Consider the following 19282-nt stretch of genomic DNA (forward strand, 5'->3'; position numbering starts at 1 on the left):
CTGCTTATAAACTTGTATTTGTGTTTACATACAAGTATTGAGCATGCATTTACCATTACGATCCCGCACCCTCTCTTCCCTACTACCGCTCACCCTGCTGCTGCTCCTGCTGAGCGCCTTTTCGGGGTCTAATCCGCCCCCTTCCGGCCGACTTCTGAAATCAGCGTACGACCCCATCCGCTTCTCGCTGTGGGCCGACCGCAAGACCGTCGCCGTCGGCCAGGTCTTTACCCTGACGATTTCCGCGACCTATCAGCCCGTATCCTCCACCTTGCTGGAGACCTTCGAGCCGGCTTCGGCTTTCCGGCTCAAACTGCTGCTGCCCGAGGGCTTCGTGCCCACCGGCGGGGACTACCACGAGCTGATCGGTACCGAACTTTCTTCGGCCCGCCCTTCGGTCAGCTACCACCTGACAGGCTACTTTGTCTTCCGGCCCGCCCATTCCACCTTCCGCCTGCTGCGCGGACCCGGCTCGGCCACCCCGGCCAGCCTCTTTGTGGAAGCCACCCGCCTGACCCTGCGCCTGTCGCCCTCCGCCGAACCGGCCCCGGCCTCGCTGACCGATGCCCGGGGCCGCCGGCTGGCCGGGAACTTCGAGGGCCACCTCGACGGCGCCGACTGCTCGAGCATCGGCGGCTGGGTCTACGACCGCGACCAGCCCAACACCCCGCTTCCGGTCGAGTTGCTGGTGAATGGGCAGGTGGTCGCCAGTCAGCCGGCGGGTACCTTCCGCCAGGACCTGCTGAATGCGGGCAAGGGCGACGGCCGCCACGGCTTTGGCTTCCAGGCCCCGGCGGCCCTGAAAACCGGCCAGCCCGTCAGCGTCAGTGTGCGGGTGGCGGCCTCGGGCTATTCGCTAATGGGCAGTCCCAAAACCGTTACCTGTGCCGGCACCACCCCTTCGACGCCCACCACACCCCCGCCGACCAACCCTTCGGGTGGGGCCTATGAGGGCTTTCTCGACGGGGCCGACTGCTCGAGCCTCGGCGGCTGGGTCTACGACCGTCACCAGCCCGACGCACCCCTGACGGTGGAGGTGCTGGCCGGCAATCAGGTGGTGGCTACCCTGCCGGCGGCCACCTACCGGGCCGATTTGCAGCAGGCCGGTAAGGGCAACGGCCGGCATGGATTCAGTCTGGAGCCCCCGGCCGGGCTCAAAACCGGCCAGCCGCACGCAATTAGTGTGCGGGTAGCCGGCACGGACTATAACCTGACCCACAGCCCCCGTACGATCACCTGTGCGGGTAGCAGTTCGTCGACTCCTTCAACCCCTTCCAATCCGACCTCCTCGCCGTCGACCAACCCGTCGGGCGGGGCTTACGAAGGCTTCTTCGAGGGGGCTGCCTGCGGCAGTGTGGGCGGCTGGGTGTATGACCGCCACAACCCCAATACGCCCCTGACGGTGGAGCTGCTGGCGAACGGGCAGGTGGTGGCCCGTGGCCTGGCCGGTAATTTCCGGCAGGACCTGCTGAATGCCGGGAAAGGCGACGGGCGGCACGGGTTGAGTCTGCCGCTGCCTGAGAGCGTCAAAACGGGCCAGAACCTCTCGTTGCAGCTGCGGGTAGCGGGCAGTACCTACCTGCTGATGAACGGCCCCCGGACCGTTAGTTGTGGAGGGGGAAGTAGTGCCCAGCCGCAAAACCAACCGGCCGGTAATTGTTCGGTCAGTCGGCCCCGAGGGTATCTGGACAGGGCGGATGGAGGAGGTTTCGGCGGCTGGGCGCTGGATGAAAGTGACTTCAACAAAACAGTGAAGGTCGACATTTTCGTCGATGGAAAAAAGATTGGCACCGTTCAGGCCAATGAAGATCGGCCGGACCTGGTAGGTGCCTTTGGCAGCAACCCGGCTGCCCGCTATCATGGTTTCAATGCAGAATGGGAATATTGGGGAGAGGGAACAAAAACTGGATTTGTAACCGCTCGAATCTGCGGAAGCGGAGAACCGCTGCCAGTCTCCAGCACGAATCGTGTCCAATTTTCCTCGGCCCGAAAAGGAAAGAACCCTCCTCCCACGGTTGATGGAGGAACTTTGGACGTCGATGTGGTTATAATTGCCAAAAGACCGGAGATTAGCGGTAGCGGTTCAGGCAATGGCCGCGATCCAGGTGAAGGCACTGACACCGGTATCGGAGAAACATCAGGAAGCAAGGGAGGCACTGGTAGTGGCAGTAGTGGAAATAATGGAAATAGCAATGGTCCAGGCGGTAAAAACAGTAATACAAAAGATAAAAACGAACGGCCAGGTATATACACTTTATTAGGTCCTGATATTCCAATTCGAAATTTAAAAATGCTTCTTGACTGCTTATTTGGGGCTGTTCCAAATGGCAGTAATTATAAATACAGCATGACAATGTATGTTGATCAGCCAGTTAACGGCAAAAGAAAAACATACGATACTTCTCGTGAATATAGAATGCCTGGACATACCTATTTCGGATTGGAGATGTATAATTCAAATACTAAAAAAACGGTGAGGTCAATTATTGGTTTTTATGTGGTGAGCGAAATAACTTCATTGACAAATATGTATGTTGCCGGCACATGGGGAGATGATGGTGGAACTCCTTATGATGTTTCAATTAAAGTGGATTTAACGGCGGACCAATTTAGAACCGTAATTTCTGGACTTAAGGGAACTGGTGCGCCTAATTATCATCTGGTGAACAATAATTGCACAACATTTGTCTGTAACTTATTCTCGCCATATCTCAACCTCCCCAGCGGAACCGGATCAATTAGTATATTGGGAGAAGGAAAAAATCCAGCAGACTTAGGTCAGGACTTACGGGAAAATTCAAGTCTTTATGGTGATAAAATTGCTGTAGGCAATGATTTGATTGGCCCAATAAGCACTAACTGTGATAAAAATTAGGAGACAAAAACTCGAAACCTGTGATGGACGAACACCTCAAATTTAGGCTAAGTGCTCTAACAACAGCTCTAACATTCACAAGTATTACATTCAATGATTCCAAATTTACATTTCCACTAATTTTGATTGTGATTCTGTGCATCCTTTCTGAGTTCGCAATGGAGGCCATTCTGTGCTTTTTGGTTTTCATAAGTTGGCTATGGCTGTGGTTTATATCTTTCAAAGGGAAGCTAACAAACAAAATATTAACTTTTGCTTTTGTCGGTATATTATGGACTTCAATTTTTTACAGAGGAATTAAAATTATTTCAAGTAACATCACTGGTGTACTCGATAGAAATACCTGGTTTTTTATCGCTTCTTTTCTCTTCTTAATTAGCTCTATGGTATTGATCAATCAAATATGGCGAAATCAAAAGTAATTTTACTTCAAATTAATTTTTTACTTTTTACTCTTTATAATAATTGCGACAAAGTTTTCAGCGAGATTATATTCTTTAGATTCGCAGGAGAAAAATGGAAATTTCCCTTGACGGTAGAAGAGGCCGTAAAGAAGTATCGCCTTTTCTTTTCTCCGCCTGGCTATTATTATCTGGAGGACAAAAAATGTGGATATAACCTGTCGATCGATTTTCACTCTGAGGAAAGAGACTTTGAGAATGAATTCCAGCCTAAGGAAGTTTTATTTGCCCGAAAAATCCATACCTATATTTTCCAGTTCCGGGATAGCGGTTTAACAATGGACTCTCTAATCACTGTGGTTGAGCACGATTTTAAACGTCGGTTCGTCTTGCAGTCTGACACGAACCGGTTCGGGAATGAACCCTTGCCGGAACCGTTGAAAAAAGTGTTGCCTGGCCACGGAATAGTGGAATATCGGACTCTTCAGGCTAACCCAAACCTGACGGTGGGCATCCGGCGAAAACCTGCGTTTAACCGTGAGGATAAATTTGTTGAAGTAATTTTCTTCTACGACCTGCCAAAAGAAAAAATACAAAGCCGCATGATGGCTTACTGACCACAAACACCCGGATGCCGGAGCCACGGTTCAGCGCAGCTCCGGCATCCGGTTTTCTATCTCTATAATTTAGTACTTCAGAATTTTCTTCCGCACCACCTGCTCCCCGATCCGAACTTCGACTAGGTACAGGCCGGCCGGGAGCGTCCGGAGGTCGAGGGAGCGTTCGAAGGCGTCTTCGGTTTTCTGGTACTGCTGCTTCAGCACCTCGATACCGGCTGCGCTGCGCAGGGAAAGCGTCAGCGTCCCGCGTTGGGAGTTGCGGAACGTCACGGTCGTCTGGCCGAAGTTCGGGTTGGGCGACACGGCCAGCGCCTGGTCGGCGGTAATCTGCGGGACGCCGGTGACCGATCCCGGCCGGACAAAAATCCGGGCCGTGGCGGTCGTGTTGCAGAGGTCGAGGCCCGAACCCGTTACCGTGTAGGAGGTGGTCTGGGTCGGTCGGGCGGTCACCTGGGCACCGAGGGTGCTGCTCAGGTTTTCTCCGGCCCAGCTGAACAGACTCGCCCCACGGGCATTCAGCGTCACCGGTTCGCCGGGTGCCACAAACTGCGACGAAACCGTAATCTGTACCGAAGGCTTCATGCCGACGCGGGCGATGATGTTGTGAGCCACGTTCAGACCCTGCCGCACCCGATATCGCTCCCATTCGCCCTGCTGGTTCCGCTCCCAGGAGGTTCCCGTCAGTGATTCGCCGTCGCGGGTCGTTACCAGCGCCACCGTATCCCCGGCCGCATAGTTCAGCTCGATCCCGATGTGGAACGGCAGCCCGTCCAGCCTGACGTTTCGTTCGAAGACGATGTTGGTGGCCCGGTTGTTGGCAACGTCGTCCAGGATGGTCCGCAGGGGAATATCCCGGGTTTCGAGGACGGCGCCCGGGCCGTTCTGGAATCCGCGGGCGTTCCAGACCGTCACGGTCACCACCGACTCGGTCTGGGCCCCTTTGGCGGCCTTCGCCACCCCGAACCGCAATGACGTACCACTCAGGTTGTTATAACTCAGCGAGTTGTCGAAAAACTCGGAGACGGCGGTGGTTTTCCGGCTGTTCTGCCCGGCCACATAGCCCGTTCCACCGGGTTGCCGCAGCACGGTCGGTGTGCCGCTGAAGTTGGTCTGATCGGCGCAAAGGCCCACGTTCAGCACTTCGATATACTGCTCCCGGACGAGGGGGGCCGACTGGCCGGCGCTGTTATAAACTACCAGCGTCACCTTGAATTTACCCGGCTGCGTATAGGTCACAACGGGGTTCTGCTCCGAGGAAGTAGCCGGCGAGCCGCCCTCGAACGTCCATTCCCAGCGGTTCGGGAAGTTGGTGGAAAGGTCGGTGAACCGGACCTGCCCGCCCAGCAGAATCTTCTGGCTTTCCGCCCGGAAGTTGGGTACCGGCCGGCTGACGACCGTCGAGCCGCAGACGCTGGAGTTGATCAGGTTGGCCCGACGAACGGCGAACTGCATGACCGCCCGCATCCGGGCTTTCTGGTCCCGGGTGAAGATGTTGAAACAGGCGTCGTCCGAGTAGTCCATGTAGTTTTCCACCATGTTGGTCGAGCCGCAGCTGGTTCTCCCTTTCTGGCAGCCCCGGCTTTCGGAAGCCTGCGGAGGGGTGTCGTCGCAGAAGTCGTTGCCGCAGTTGGCGTCGCCCCAGATGTGGATCAGACCGAGCCAGTGACCGGTTTCGTGGGTCAGGGTCCGGCCCAGATTGTAAGGAGCCTGCAGCACCGGGAAATTTCCTTTTTCGGAGTTTCCGAACGAGTTGTACCGGATTACGACCCCGTCCGTACTGCCCGCCCCCGAGTTGGGAGAAAGGCCGGGCAGGTTGGACTGGCTCGGAAACTGGGCGTAACCCACCAGCCGGTCGTCGCTGGCGGCAAAGTCGAGCACCCAGATGTTGTAATATTTTTCGGGATCCCAGAAGGTGTTGGGCTTCAGCACCCCTTCGATGTCGCTTTTGCCCCAGGTCGATTTGCCGTAATTGGCGGCCCCGTTGATACGGTCGATGCCGCGCTCGCTCATCGTGCCGCCCTGCGGGTTGACCGCAGCCAGACAGAATTCGATCTCGATGTCGGCGCCCTGGGGGTTTTCGTTGAAACCGCGGGTTCCGACCTTGCGCCGGAAGTCCTCATTCAGCGTCTCAAGCTGGGACTTGATCTGCGCTTCGCTGAGGTTGCGGCCCGTTCCGACGGATTCCCCGGCGTGGACGACATGGACCACCACCGGGATCGTCAGCACGGCCTCGGCAAGACGGCCGGTTCGTTCCAGCTTCCTGATCTGGGCAATCCGCTCCTGGAGCGTTTTCTCAAAGGCTTCCCGCGTACCCATCTCCGGATACTGGGCTCTTAACGCGCTATCCATCTGCATGGTTGCGCATTTCTCCTCCGTGGGCCGCTGGGAGAGCCGCTGCCAGGCCGGAATCTGTTGCGCCCGAACCCAGCCGGCCGTACAGGAAAGAAAAAGGAATATGGGAAGTAAGCGTTGAAACATAGTCGAAAGGTTACGAAAATAAAAAGTAAGCCGCCCCACCCTGCGGAGCCAATCCGGCAACGGCACTATTTGGTATTGGAATTAAACGTAAATCGATAACTGGCATCGACGTCCGGGAAATAATACTCGATGGTCAGCGTGGTGGCCGTCAGGTTTTTGATGGTCCAGGGAAACTTCCCGCCCAGAACGGGCAGGGCAAACTCCAGGGAGGCATTTCCGTTGACCAACGACCAGTTATCCTCAAAGATCACATCCGACTCGGCAGCATCGCATTTGGACGCTCCGTTTGTGTATTCAAATTTACGTTCTGCATTGGCGTGGAAAACGTACTGGTCGTCGGCCTCGCAGGGCTGGAGGATCGCCTGGATATTCTGAACCCCATCGGATTTTCCCTCGTCCATGACCTGGAACGTGACCAGCCGCCAGGCTTTCTTTTCGGTCCCGGTCAGCAACTGGCTGTAGGTCACGGGTTTCGGCTCTACTTTTTCGGAGCAGCCGGTAAATATTCCGGTGCCGATCAGGGCCAGTGACAGGAAGCGTAATGCGAATTTCATACTTCAAGCGTAAGGGTTTACAGAGTCCTTCTTATTCCGGAATGTAGGTAAACGGCAGGGTCAGCGTCGTATCCTTCCCGTTGTCGCGGGGCAGCTTCAGCCGAAGATTCAGCGTGATCTGCCGGTTCTGCGGGTTCCAGGAGCCGGTTCCCCGAACGGTGTCGTATCCTGCCTGGAGTTCGGTGGTCACCTGGGCGGGAATCGTCAGCGAGTTATCCCCGTTGTCGACAAAGTTCAGCGGCACCTTGATGGCGTTCAGGCTGAACAGCCCGATGTTCCAGTTCGCAATCGTATAGGTTTTACAGTCCGTACTGGAGATGGCGATGTTTTTCAGGGTAACCGACTGGTTGCCCACCTTCAGCACCCCGGTATACGACCCGCCGAAGAGACAGTCGTCCTGAATGGTAAACGTCAGCGACCGTCCCAGCACGCCTTCCTTGCCCAGTCCGACCTTCAGGCTGCTGGGCTGAACGCCCGTCAGGGTGAAGGTCAGCGTCTGCGACTCCAGGATGTTGTTGGCGTTGTTGATCAGCTTCACCTTAATCTCGCCGAAGCTCTGGTTGGCGGGGATCGTCACGGTTCCTTTGGTCCCCTGGATGGCATAATCCTTCCCCTCCCGGGCGGTTCCGCTGATGGTATAATTCACCGTAATGGGTTCGCTGAGCTGCGGACCGACGTGGTGAACCCGGATCGCAACCGGCTGGCTGAAACTCTCCCTGTAGGTCAGCGACGAGTCGGTAAACCGGACAAAATAAGGCCCTTCGAAGGTGCGGTCGATGTCCGACTTCTCACACGCAAAGAATGCGGTTCCGAGAAGCAGGGAAAGAAAGACGACCGATTGTATACGTTTCCAATTCATTCCACTAAATGTTTTAATCGGATATGGGTCCTGAAGCTTCTCCCGTTCAATAGCCGGGGTTCTGCTGTCCTTTCAGGGACGGGTTTCGCTGAATTTCACTCTGCGGAATCGGCCAGCGTTCATAGCGGCTGTTCCAGTTGGGCGTAAAGGCCGACATGACGGCCTGGGCGCGGCCGGTCCTGACCAGGTCGTACCAGCGGTGTCCCTCGAAGGCGAGTTCGTATACCCGCTCCCGCTCGATGGCCGTCAGGACGTCGGCCTGAGCGGCTGCGGTGACGTTGGCGGCCTTGGCGCGGCTGCGCAGGACGTTCAGATCGGCCACGGCGCCGTTGGCACCCGCCAGCTTACCCAGCTGAGCGCGGGCTTCGGCCCGGATGAGGTACATTTCCGCCAGCCGCATGATGACGATGTTGTTGTTGTCATCCGAAGCCGTCCCGTACTTCAGCACCGTCCAGCCGTTGTCGTCGCCCTTAAGGTTGGCCGAACTGAATTCGACGGTGGCCCGGCGCGTGCCGGATTCGGCCGAAAGCAGGGAGAAAACCAACTGGTCGGAAGGAATGACCTCCCGGCGGCCCACCAGCAGGTTGTTCAGGGCGAAGTTGCCGGTGCCCGGGTCGTCCGAGAGCGAGTAGCCCACTTCCAGAATGGATTCCCGGTTAAAGTCTTTCAGAACGATGTCGGCATAATTCGGCTCGAGACTGAAGAGCTTCGAGTCGATCACGAGGGTGGCATACCGCTCGGCCTCCGCCCAGTTTTTGCCGTACAGATAAAACCGGGCGAGGGCTGCCCGGGCCGTCGTTTTGTTGGCGTAGGTGGAATTGGCGATGGTAGTCCCGGACCCGGCTTCCACCTGGCCCAGATCGGCTTCGGCGGTTTTCAGGTCTTCGAGGGCGAAGGCCAGAATGTCGGCTTTCGGTGATTTCGGCACCGACCGGTTCGTGCCCTGCTCCGTGGTGGTCACTTTCGGCATGTCGCCGTAGGTATAAGCGCCGATGAAATAGGCAAACCCGCGCAGGAATTTGGCTTCGGCCAGCACCTGTTTACGGGTCGCTTCCGGAATGCCCGCGATGTTCGGCAGACGCTCATGAATGAAGTTGGACAGATACACCGTCCGGTAAATGCTGCCCCAGAGCGCACCGACAGCCCCGTTGGCGGCCGTGACCTGCTTGGTTCCCAGTTCCCTGTAATCCGAGAAGGTACCGTTATGGCGGATGTAGTCGGCCATGAAATCCCCGGCGATCATCATCGGGGAAGCCATGCCCCGAAAGGCGCTGTAGGCCCCCACGCGAACCGGTTCCACGTCATTGGGTTCATTCAGCACCAGTTCATCCACCAGCAGGTCGACCGGCTGAGGCTCCAGGGTTTCTTTGCAGGAGGCCAGCCAGAACACCATCAGCAGGGCACTATATCGAAATAATCTCATCATAACTCTTATGTCGTTCACCATCTTTGGATTCGTTACAGGGTCAGCGTGACGCCCACCATCAGGGTTTTGTACTGCGGAACCGTGAAATAGTCGATCCCCTGCGCCGAGGTGGAGCCGTCGAGGGTACTCACTTCGGGGTCGGGGCCGGTGTAGCGGGTCAGGGTCCAGAGGTTGGTGCCGGACACCGAGACCCGGGCGTTGGAAACGATCCGGAGCCGGCTGACATATTTCTTCGGCAGGTTGTATCCGATGGCTACGTTTTTCAGACGCAGGTACGAGCCGTCTTCCAGAAACCGGCTGCTGTGGTAGTTATTGTAGGTATTCTGATACACATAGCGCGGTACGCTGGTGAGGTCGCCCGGTTTCTGCCAGCGTTCCAGCGCCTTCCGCGACTGGTTGCTCTGCAGGTCGGCACCGGTGTTGATCGAGCTGACGCTGGTAAAGTTCAGGATTTTGTTGCCGTAGGAACCCTGAAAAAAGACGTTCAGCTCGATGCCCTTCCAGGAAACCCGGTTGGTAATTCCGCCGAACAGTTTCGGCTGGGCGTTCCCGATTACCTGCGCGTCGTCGGGGGTGATGCGCCCGTCGCCGTTGACGTCGTCGTAGATGGCGTCGCCCGTGGCCGGATCGACCCCGAGGAACTTGAGGCCCCAGAACGTGCCGAGCGGCTGGCCGGGCAGGATGACGTTGGTGCCGCTGACGCCGTTGCCGTCGTAGCCCCGGAACAGCGGCTCGGCGCTGGCCAGCTGAACCACTTTGTTGCGGTTATGGGAAATGTTGAAGTCGGTGCTCCAGCGGAAACCGTTCCGGTCGAAGTTGATGGTCGAAATCTGCAGTTCAAGCCCCCGGTTGGAAACCTGGCCGATGTTCCCCTGCAGCGTTCCGAAACCGGTGGTGGCCGGGATCGGCTCGGCAAACAGCAGCCGGTCGGTCAGGTTGTCGTAGGCTTCGACCGTGAAGCCGAGCCGCCCGTTGAAGAAGGAAACGTCCAGACCGACGTTGGCTTCACGCGTCCGCTCCCATTGCAGGGTCGGATTGGCCAGAGCCGCCGGACCCAGACCCGTGGCCCCGCTGTAGGTCGAGGCCGCCCAGGTGCCGAGGTACTGGAAGTCGCCGATGCGCTCATTGCCCGTAAACCCGAAGCTGGCCCGGAGTTTCAGTTCGTTCAGATTACGGAACTGCTCCATAAACTTCTCCTGCGAAATCCGCCAGCCGACCGAGGCCGAGGGAAAAAAGCCGAACTGCCGCGCCCGGCCAAACCGGGAGGAACCGTCGTAGCGGCCGGTCAGCGTGAGCAGATACCGGTCGTCGTAATCATAACGGACCTCACCGAACGTAGAGATCAAACCGCTTTTGACCAGTCCGGAACTCCCGTTGTCGACGATCCCCGCCGAGGTAATATAGGTAAAGTCGTCGCTCGGGAAAAGCCGGCCCGTAACGCTTCCGCTTCGTTCCTGCCGCTGAAGCAGTTCAAAACCGGCGAGGGCGTTGATCCGGTGTTTTTCGTTGAAGATATGGTTGTAAGTGAGCGTGTTGGTACTGATAAAGGTAGAATAGGTGCCGGAGGTATAGACCCCGTAACCCTGCCCTCCGACGTTTTCGAGGTAACCGCCGATGGCCGTGGCCGACGATTCGAACTGGTCTTCCGTCACCTGGTTATAATCGACGCTGACCTTCGTCCTGAACCGAAGGTTCTGAAGCAATTCATATTCCGCCCACAGGCCGCCGAGGATTTTGACCGTGTACGTATCGAAACGAGGCAACAGCGCCTGGGCAACCGGGTTGAAGTTCGGAAAACCGGCGTAGTTGGGGTCGCCGGGCCGATAGAGTTTTCCCTGCTCGTTGTAAGGGGAATAAAACGGCAGGCTTTTCACGGCCCCGGAATACACGCCGTCGAGGAAGTTGTCGCCTTTCACCCGCTTGTTGAGCGCCCGGGAGAGGGTGATGTCGTTTCCGAAGGAAAGCGCCGAATTGGCCTTATGGCTGAAGCTGAACTTGCCCGACATCCGGGTAAAGCGGTTGTTCAGTTGGATGCCTTCCTCGTCGCGGAAGTTACCGCTGATGTAAAAGTTGGTCCGGTCGTTCCCGCCGGAAGCCGAGAGCTGGTATTGCTGGTACACCCCCCGGCGAAGCACCGCATCCACCCATTCGGTATTGACACCGTCGGTGACGCCTTTGATCAGCCCCAGCTTGTCGGGGTTCTGGCCGGCATTGGTGACGGCTTCCCGCTGAAGTTCCAGCAGTTCGGTCGAATTCAGCAGGTCCGGCCGGCGAACGACCTCGGTCATCCCGCGCTGGATGTCGGCGACGAAGGTGGTTTTCTGGTTGGCTTTCCCCTTCTTGGTGGTAATCAGCACAACTCCGTTGGCTGCCCGCGACCCGTAAATGGCTTTGGCCGAAGCATCTTTCAGTACCTGAATCGACTCGATATCGTTGGGGTTGATCAGCGAGAAGGCGTTGTCGTTCTGCCCGCCGAAATCCCGCGACGACAGAAAGCCGTCTTCCACCGGGACGCCGTCGACGATGAAAAGCGGACGGTTGCTGGCCGAAATGGAAGTGCTGCCCCGGACCCGGACCGTGATACCGCCCCCCGGCGTTCCGGACGACTGCGTCACGAGCACGCCCGAAGCCTGTCCCTGCAGCGCCTGGTCGACGCTCGCTACGGGAATCTCCTTGAATTTATCGCTGGTGATGGAAACGATCGAACCGGTGATGTCCTTCTTCTGGGCCGAGTTATAGCCGGTCACGACGACCTGAGCCAGCTCGTTGACCGACTCCGCCATCTGAACGTTGATGACGGAACGGCCGCCGATGGTGATGTCCTGAGCGACAAGACCGATGGAAGAATAAGTCAGGACGTCACGGTCGTCGGGGACGCTGATGGTATAGTTCCCGTTGGCGTCCGTACTGACCCCGGTGGTCGTTCCCTTGACAACGACGTTGACGCCGGGCAGGGTCGTACCGTCCTGAGCCGTCACCCGCCCCGTCACCCGGCGGATTTGCGCCAGTGCCGAAGGACCCGTAAGGACGATGAGGAACAACCAAATGAAAATCGAACTGTAATGGTTTCTCATGTAAGGCTAACAGGTGTTTTGAATCCGTCGGGAGCCGCTTGACCGATTTCCCAGGACCAGATAATTGTACAACAATATACTGATTTTTCAATATAATAAACGCTTCGTAACTGCTATTATACTAAACGATAAGCAAGACCTCTCCGATGTATACCAAATAAAATAATTGTTCAACATTCACCATGACGCAGAATCCTGGTAAACCGTTGTAGCTGACCCCATAAAAAACGCCGGACTACGAGTCCGGCGTTTTTTGAAGTGCTCTCTTTGGGATCAGTAACCCGCATTCTGAGTCAGTTGGGAGTTGGCGTCGATCTCCCGCTGCGGAATGGGCAGCACCAGTTTCGGATCGTTCCAGTTTAACTCACCCGTTTTTCCTTTGGTCCGCTTGATGTCGTGAATCCGCACGCCTTCAAACGCCAGTTCCAGCTGACGTTCTTTCAGCACGTCGGCCACGGTCGGAGCCGCGATGGCCGGAACGCCCGCCCGGGCGCGAACGGCATTCAGGTCGGCCGCCGGGGTCGCCCCCACGGCCGAATTCAGCCGGAGGTTGCATTCGGCGCGGGTCAGCAGGATTTCGGCCAGCCGGATGATCGGGATGTTTCCGCCGAAGTCGGTCCATTTGCCTGAATAATACCGGGTTCCGGCGCCCTTGAAACCGATGTAGAACAGGTTTTTCCGGCGGAGGTCGTTCGGATTGTAAGATTCGACGAAGCCGTTCAGCACCTGAACGTCACCCCGGCCAACGGCCGAACCGCCGGAAGGAATGCTGGCATAAAACGTCGTCAGACCGTCGTTGGACGTACCTGGGTTATTCTGCGTATTCTCCTGAATTTCAAAGATGCTTTCGTCCGAGTTCCGGTTCGTGAACGGCCCCGTGACGCTGGAGTTGAGCTGGAAGTTACCGGAAGCAATGACCTCATTGGCGGCCGCCAGCGCTTTGGCATAGTCGGACTGCTGCAGATACACCCGTGACAGAAAACCGAGGGCGGAGAATTTATCGGCCCGCACGTCGTTGTCTTCCGGCAGCAGCGTCGACGCTTTAGTCAGGTCATCGATCACCTGGGTGTACACCTGCGCCACCGTAGCGCGCGGCTGGGTTTCAGCCGCCTGCTCCTGGGAGAGCGTGGCCCGCGTAATCAGCGGTACGCCCGGCTGGTCATTGGCCGCCGTAGCACCCCAGGGAAGGCCGAACAGCCGGACCAGCTCGAAATACATGATGCCCCGCAGGAAACGGGCTTCGCCTTCGAAAGCCGCTTTCTGTTCGGCGTCCGACACTTTGTCGAGGGCCCCCAGCACGCTGTTGGCCACGTTGATCACCTGATAGGCGACGATCCAGGTCCGCTGGGCTTCCGAGTTGGTTGCCAGCATCTGCCGGTTGGTCACCTCCCGGTAACCGGCGAACGTACCGCGCCAGGCCACGTAATTGTCCGACGCCAGCAGTTCGGCCAGCAGATTCAGGTTCGTACCATAGAGTTCGGCATCGGCCAGGCCGCCACCCAACTGGGCGGGCAGTACGCCATAGGCGCCGACCAGCGCACTTTCGATGTCCTGAGCCGACGACAGCGCCGTTGCCGCATCGACCGACTGACGGGGTTCGATATCCAGCCGCTTATCGCAGGACGTTACGCCCAACGTCAGTGCCAGACCGAAAGATATGATTGTTTTTTTCATTGAATTTAAGTCAGGTTTCGCCCTGCCCGGCGGAAATCGGAAGTACCGCCGGGCCAAGACAGTGGATTAAAAACCGAGGTTTACACCAAACGTAATGGTCCGGGCCTGCGGGGGCGTATAAAAATCGTGACCCAGCGCAATGTTGGCCTGCTGGTTGGTCGAGTTTACATACTGGGTGCTCACTTCGGGGTCGTACCCGTTATAATCCGTGAACGTCAGCAGGTTCAGACCCGATACATACACGCGGGCCGTCTGGATGAACGCTTTTTTCACCAGTCGGCTCGGCAGGTTGTAGCCCAGCGTTACCGTCTTCAGGCGCAGGAACGAGCCGTCCTGTACCCAGCGTGACGAGGTGCCCGTCCCGTTGGCGGCTCCGAATTCGGCCCGGGGCACGTCCGTAACGTCACCCGGCTTCTGCCAGCGACGCAGCTGGTCCCGGGTCTGGTTGTCGAAATAATCGCCGTTGACGGACTGGAACAGACCGGCCGTATTGAAGATGTCGTTTCCGTAGACGAACTGGAACAGCACACTCAGATCGAAGCCTTTGTACGAGAAGTTGTTGGTCAGACCGCCCGTGAAATCCGGGTTCGGGTTGCCCACGAACCTCTCCGGCGCCGAAGCGTAATCGCTCGTCGGTTTGCCGTCCGACCCTTCATACAGGGCATCGCCGGTCTGCGGATCGACGCCGACGTACTTCTTGCCGTAGAACACCCCCAGCGGCTGGCCTTCCGTCACGTAGCTCAGGAAGCGGGAGTTGGCCCGGATCGGCGACACGTTCAGCTTCGTTACCCGGTTCCGGTTGAACGAAATGTTGAAGTTGGTCGACCAGCGGAACGCGCCCACCAGGTTCTGTGAAGTGATGCTGAATTCCAGACCGCGGTTCCGGAGGCTGCCCACGTTGCGGGCGATGGTCGTAAACCCGTTGATGGCCGGCTGCGGAACGTTCAGCAGCAGGTCGTCGGTCACTTTGTTATAAACGTCGATCTGGCCGTTCACGCGGTTGTTGAGGAAACCGAACTCCAGACCAAGGTCGAACTGGGTCGAGCGTTCCCACCGCAGATCGGAGTTAGCCACCTGCGTCGGCCGGATTCCGACCTGATCGGCGTAGTTGATGGCGTTGTACAGACCCCGGGAAGCAAAGTTGCCGATTTCGGAGTTACCGGTCAGACCATAGCTCGCCCGCAGCTTCAGAAGGCTGAGCGACGGAAGTGCGTTTTTGATGAACGGCTCCTCGTTCAGAATCCAGCCGACGGAGGCTGAGGGGAAGAAACCGTACCGGTTGTTGGTCCCGAAGCGCGAGGAACCGTCGAGACGGCCCGTCAGGCTGAGCAGATACCGGTCGCGGAATTTATAATTGGCGCGGGCCAGGTAGGAAACGATGCTGAAGCCCGTCTCATTGGAGCTGGCATCCCGTTTCTGGCTGGCGCTCGACAGGGTCTGAAACTTATCGTTCGGGAAATTACGGGCTTCGGCCCGGACATCCTGAATGTTCTGCTCCTGGTAGGTGATACCGGCCAGAACGTCGAGGCTGTGTACGTCACCGAAGTTCTTCAGATAACTCAGCGTGTTGTTGGTCGTCCAGTTGTTCACGCGGGTCTGCGACTGGTAGCCGTAGCCGGTCGGTGCCCCGTCTTCGGTCAGACGGCCCTGGTAGATTTCCTCCTGAAGGTTCAGAATGTCGAAGCCGTATTCCGAACGGAACGACAGGCCCGGCACGATCTGATACTGTCCGAACAGGTTCCCGAAGGTCCGGAAAGTCCGGGCGTAATTGTAGGCGTTGTTGAGCTCGACCAGGTTGTTGTAATACAGCGTCCCACGGTTGTAACCGGTCGGATCGTTCGGATTATTGATGGCCTGGATCGGCGGCAGGGCGTTCAGCTGAACAGGGTTCGAGAAAGCGTTGTCGCCCGGTACTTTCTTGTTGTTGACGCGGGAGAAGGCAATGCTGGTTCCGATCGAAAACTTGTTGCTGATGTTGTGGTCGAGATTCAGCCGGATGTTGTTCCGGTTGAATTTATTACCGATGATGAAGCCTACCTGGTTGTTGGTGGCGCCGGTCAGGCTGAAGCGGGTTTTCTCGTTCCCGCCGTTGATGCCGAAGTTGGCCTGATTGACCGAACCCTGGCGGAAAGCCGCTCCCGCCCAGTCGCTGTTGATGGTCGAGTTCGGGTCCAGACCGTAGCCGGGGAATCCGTCGACGGGGTCGGCCGGGTCGATGCCGGCATTCGTCAGCGACTCCCGGAACAGTTCGAGGTATTCGGGGCCATTCAGGAATTCACGGATGCGGGTCGGGTTGGTAATCCCGGTATAATAGCCGAGCTGGACGTTGGTCCGGCCGGCTTTTCCGCGCTTGGTCGTGATCAGCACCACCCCGTTGCTGGCCCGCGAGCCGTAGATAGCCGAAGCCGACGCATCCTTCAGAATCTCAATGGATTCGATGTCGTTCGGGTCGATGTCGGCCAGCGGGCTGAACAGTTCCGTATCGGTCGTGTTGACGTCCTGCGAGGTAATGGGAATTCCGTCGAGAACGTAAAGCGGTTCGTTTCCGGCCGAGATGGAGGCCGCACCGCGCACGCGGATCTGAAGGGCGGTTCCGAGTTTTCCGCTCCCCTGAGTGATCTGAACGCCCGGCGTCCGGCCCTGCAGGGCCGTTTCAAAAGTCTGCACCGGCAGAGCGGCAATTTCATCCCCCTTCACGGTCAGCTGCGAACCGGTCAGGTCACGCCGTTGCTGGGTACCGTACCCTACCACCACCACTTCACTCAGCGCGCGGGTGTCGTTGGCGAGCTGCATGTCGATGGTGCTGCGGTTTCCGATGGCCACCTCCTGGGTGGTCGTTCCGATGAAACTGAACACCAGCGTGCCTCCGCCCGGAGGCACATTGATTGAGTAGTTTCCACTGGCATCGCTCTGTGTGCCGCGCGATGTCCCTTTCAACTGAATGGACACGCCCGGCAAAGCCGAACCATCTTCGGATGAGGTAACTTTCCCCGTTACCCTCCGATCCTGCGCTAAAGCCGATACCCACACCAGCGTGACCAGCAAACAGCTTAGCAGTAGCCTTCTTCTCATAGAAATAGGATAGGTTTGTTGAAATAAGAATACATTGGATACCAGATAACCCAAAACGGGTTACTACAATTAACCGCAATTTAACGCAAACAGGGTGAGAAGAGATGCGGTAACGGCAAAAAAAATTGTATGCAGGCATACGAAAAATATCCTACTTAAGTAGTTATACCTTGTTTTTAGGCAGAATACTGGCTGATTCTCATAGCCTTACCGGCTCAGGAAGACAAGAGCATCTAAAAGACTATTGGGGTATACGTTTTGGGAAACTTAATGTTACCGTTTCACCCATTTTTACCCCTGAGGATTGGGGAGAGCCATGAGGCTGGCGACGGTTTTCTCCAGAGAATGGACGTGTTGGTAACCGACCCTGAAGATTTCGCGGGCCCGCCGGAGATCGAAAACGTCGAACCGGCTTAGTTCGGGGGGTTCGATCAGGAGATTGCACTTCGAGAACCGTTCCTTCGTCTTGCTCTGAACGGCCAGGATCAGGCTCCGCTCCAGAACACCCTTGATGGACGAGATCGGCTTTTGAAGCCCAAACGGGTTGCAGTGAACGCCGACGACGAAATCGACCTTGTTTTCAATGACTTCCACCGGCATATTGTTCAAGACGCCCCCGTCCACATACTGCCGCCGGTTGATCCGGTACGGTTCGAAGATGCCGGGCAGGCAGCAGGAGGCCAGGACCGGCCGCACCAGTTCGCCTTCTTCGAATACCACCAGTTCACCCGCGTTCAGGTCGGTCGCTACGACGTGCAGCGGTATCTTCAATGCTTCGAACCGGTCATCCGGAAAAAAAGGGCGGATCAATTGTTCCAGACGGTCGAGCCGGAGCAGGCCCATGCGCGTGAAGGCAGGACGGACATACCGCAGGAAAGGCATGGCCTCAACCATTTTCAGAATTTCGTCGGGCGAATAGCCGTTGCCGAGCAGGGCCCCCACAAAAGCGCCGGCGCTGGTTCCGGCAATCCGGTCGAAGCCGATTCCCTGCTCCTGAAGGGCTTTGACGGCCCCCAGATGGGCCATGCCCCTGGCTCCTCCCCCCGATAACACTAATCCGATTTTCATCTTAAAGAAACCTTAAAACCTACGGCGGGTTTCGGACCCAACCTGAAATTAACGAAAAACACGACAACCGGAAACCGGACATTCATTTCGCCGATTATCAGATAAAGTCCATCAGTCGTCCCCGTTCCCGGATGCGGACGCCTTTCTCCGTTTCTTCCACCGTAGCGGCCTCGGTAACCGGGTCATGTTCAAATACCAGCACCCAGTCTTCTTCGGCGGCCTGCCGGAGCAGCCGTGCTTTTTCCTCCATGGTAATCAGCGGCCGAACGTCGTAACTCATGACCCAGGGCAACGAAATATGAGCTGCCGACGGAATCAGATCAGCAACGAAAGCCACCGTCCGCCCGCCAACCCGAATAATCGGAAGCGTCATTTTTTCGGTATGTCCGTCCACGAAAAGGAATGAATTATCAGACAACAAAAAAGGAGTTTCATCGACAAAGTGTAACTGCCCGCTTTCCTGGAGCGGCAGAATATTCTCGGAAAGGAAGGAAGCTTTCTCCCTCGGATTGGGCTGGGTGGCCCATTGCCAATGGCCGCCATGACACCAGTACAGGGCGTTGGGAAACGTGGGCCGGAGTTTCTCTCCTTCCCGCCGAACCGCCCCGCCGACATGGTCGAAATGCAGATGTGTCAGCAGCACGTCCGTGACATCCGTTTCCGAAAAACCCGCCTTTTTGATCGAATCAGGCAGGCTGGCATCGCCGTGCGGTTCGTAATGGCTGAAAAACCGGGAGTCCTGCTTATCGCCCAGCCCCGTGTCGACCAGCACCAGCCGATTGCCGGTTTCCAGGAGCAGGCACCGCATCGCCCAGGTGCATCGGTTGTTTTCGTCGGCCGGATTCTGTTTATTCCATAGTGCTTTCGGAACCACTCCGAACATGGCGCCCCCATCCAGTTTGAACAGGCCGGTATCAATCGTATGTACAGTCATACCCGAAAAATGAGTAAACGTTTTGGTTTGCGCAATGGTTTTTCGGACAAAAGCGATTATTATTGACACAGGTCGTGCAGCAGCAAATTATATTACCATAAGTAAATATATTGTTTGCGAAGATTTAACTTGCATTTGCCAGACACAGTTCTTACCTTTGAATCAATATTGGTTACTTGACGTGTATGAAAATGTTAAATCTTCCTCCACTCCGCTTCAAATGAGGCAGGATTTTTGCTCTATCTTT

General features: G+C 56.9%; 11 protein-coding genes. 2 read left to right on the top strand and 9 right to left on the bottom strand.

Annotated features, from left to right (window positions below; all coding sequences use genetic code 11):
• The first annotated feature begins 43 nt into the window (after window positions 1-43).
• Both DX909_RS06755 and DX909_RS06760 read left to right on the top strand, forming a co-directional pair.
• Window positions 44-2875 (top strand): hypothetical protein, encoded by a 2832-nt coding sequence (locus tag DX909_RS06755; protein ID WP_128544390.1) that lies wholly within the window; start codon window positions 44-46, stop codon window positions 2873-2875.
• A gap of 403 nt (window positions 2876-3278) precedes the next feature.
• The gene (locus DX909_RS06760; protein ID WP_128544391.1) at window positions 3279-3893 is read left to right on the top strand and encodes a hypothetical protein; all 615 of its coding nucleotides are present in this window, start codon (window positions 3279-3281) and stop codon (window positions 3891-3893) included.
• A gap of 69 nt (window positions 3894-3962) precedes the next feature.
• Here DX909_RS06760 and DX909_RS06765 read toward each other — a convergent pair whose 3' ends face one another.
• The 9 genes from DX909_RS06765 to DX909_RS06805 form a co-directional block, all read right to left on the bottom strand.
• Window positions 3963-6374, bottom strand: coding sequence for a M43 family zinc metalloprotease (locus DX909_RS06765; RefSeq protein ID WP_128544392.1), 2412 nt, complete (start codon window positions 6372-6374; stop codon window positions 3963-3965).
• 65 nt (window positions 6375-6439) lie between these two features.
• Complete coding sequence (locus tag DX909_RS06770) at window positions 6440-6928, bottom strand: hypothetical protein (RefSeq protein ID WP_128544393.1); 489 nt, start codon at window positions 6926-6928, stop codon at window positions 6440-6442.
• A 31-nt stretch (window positions 6929-6959) separates the two neighbouring features.
• A complete protein-coding gene (locus tag DX909_RS06775) occupies window positions 6960-7787 on the bottom strand; it encodes a Calx-beta domain-containing protein (protein WP_128544394.1) in 828 nt (275 codons plus the stop codon).
• A 46-nt stretch (window positions 7788-7833) separates the two neighbouring features.
• The gene (locus DX909_RS06780) at window positions 7834-9213 is read right to left on the bottom strand and encodes a RagB/SusD family nutrient uptake outer membrane protein (RefSeq protein WP_128544395.1); all 1380 of its coding nucleotides are present in this window, start codon (window positions 9211-9213) and stop codon (window positions 7834-7836) included.
• 32 nt (window positions 9214-9245) lie between these two features.
• Window positions 9246-12287: a SusC/RagA family TonB-linked outer membrane protein gene (locus DX909_RS06785; RefSeq protein WP_128544396.1), complete on the bottom strand. Its 3042-nt coding sequence runs from the start codon at window positions 12285-12287 to the stop codon at window positions 9246-9248.
• 273 nt (window positions 12288-12560) lie between these two features.
• A complete protein-coding gene (locus DX909_RS06790) occupies window positions 12561-13961 on the bottom strand; it encodes a RagB/SusD family nutrient uptake outer membrane protein (RefSeq protein WP_128544397.1) in 1401 nt (466 codons plus the stop codon).
• 66 nt (window positions 13962-14027) lie between these two features.
• Window positions 14028-17033: a SusC/RagA family TonB-linked outer membrane protein gene (locus DX909_RS06795; RefSeq protein ID WP_128544398.1), complete on the bottom strand. Its 3006-nt coding sequence runs from the start codon at window positions 17031-17033 to the stop codon at window positions 14028-14030.
• 291 nt (window positions 17034-17324) lie between these two features.
• A complete protein-coding gene (locus DX909_RS06800; protein ID WP_128544399.1) occupies window positions 17325-18101 on the bottom strand; it encodes a patatin-like phospholipase family protein in 777 nt (258 codons plus the stop codon).
• A gap of 97 nt (window positions 18102-18198) precedes the next feature.
• Window positions 18199-19035, bottom strand: a complete 837-nt coding sequence (locus DX909_RS06805; RefSeq protein ID WP_128544400.1) for an MBL fold metallo-hydrolase — start codon at window positions 19033-19035, stop codon at window positions 18199-18201.
• Window positions 19036-19282: the final 247 nt, after the last annotated feature.

The organism is Larkinella soli, assembly GCF_003703975.1.
GTDB lineage: Bacteria > Bacteroidota > Bacteroidia > Cytophagales > Spirosomataceae > Larkinella > Larkinella soli.

Excerpts from the sequence above, each read along its gene's own strand:
- DX909_RS06755 (WP_128544390.1), top strand. The coding sequence starts at position 44 with ATGCATTTACCATTACGATCCCGCACCCTCTCTTCCCTACTACCGCTC.
- DX909_RS06760 (WP_128544391.1), top strand. The coding sequence starts at position 3,279 with ATGGCGAAATCAAAAGTAATTTTACTTCAAATTAATTTTTTACTTTTT.
- DX909_RS06765 (WP_128544392.1), bottom strand. The coding sequence starts at position 6,374 with ATGTTTCAACGCTTACTTCCCATATTCCTTTTTCTTTCCTGTACGGCC.
- DX909_RS06770 (WP_128544393.1), bottom strand. The coding sequence starts at position 6,928 with ATGAAATTCGCATTACGCTTCCTGTCACTGGCCCTGATCGGCACCGGA.
- DX909_RS06775 (WP_128544394.1), bottom strand. The coding sequence starts at position 7,787 with ATGAATTGGAAACGTATACAATCGGTCGTCTTTCTTTCCCTGCTTCTC.
- DX909_RS06780 (WP_128544395.1), bottom strand. The coding sequence starts at position 9,213 with ATGATGAGATTATTTCGATATAGTGCCCTGCTGATGGTGTTCTGGCTG.
- DX909_RS06785 (WP_128544396.1), bottom strand. The coding sequence starts at position 12,287 with ATGAGAAACCATTACAGTTCGATTTTCATTTGGTTGTTCCTCATCGTC.
- DX909_RS06790 (WP_128544397.1), bottom strand. The coding sequence starts at position 13,961 with ATGAAAAAAACAATCATATCTTTCGGTCTGGCACTGACGTTGGGCGTA.
- DX909_RS06795 (WP_128544398.1), bottom strand. The coding sequence starts at position 17,033 with ATGAGAAGAAGGCTACTGCTAAGCTGTTTGCTGGTCACGCTGGTGTGG.
- DX909_RS06800 (WP_128544399.1), bottom strand. The coding sequence starts at position 18,101 with ATGAAAATCGGATTAGTGTTATCGGGGGGAGGAGCCAGGGGCATGGCC.
- DX909_RS06805 (WP_128544400.1), bottom strand. The coding sequence starts at position 19,035 with ATGACTGTACATACGATTGATACCGGCCTGTTCAAACTGGATGGGGGC.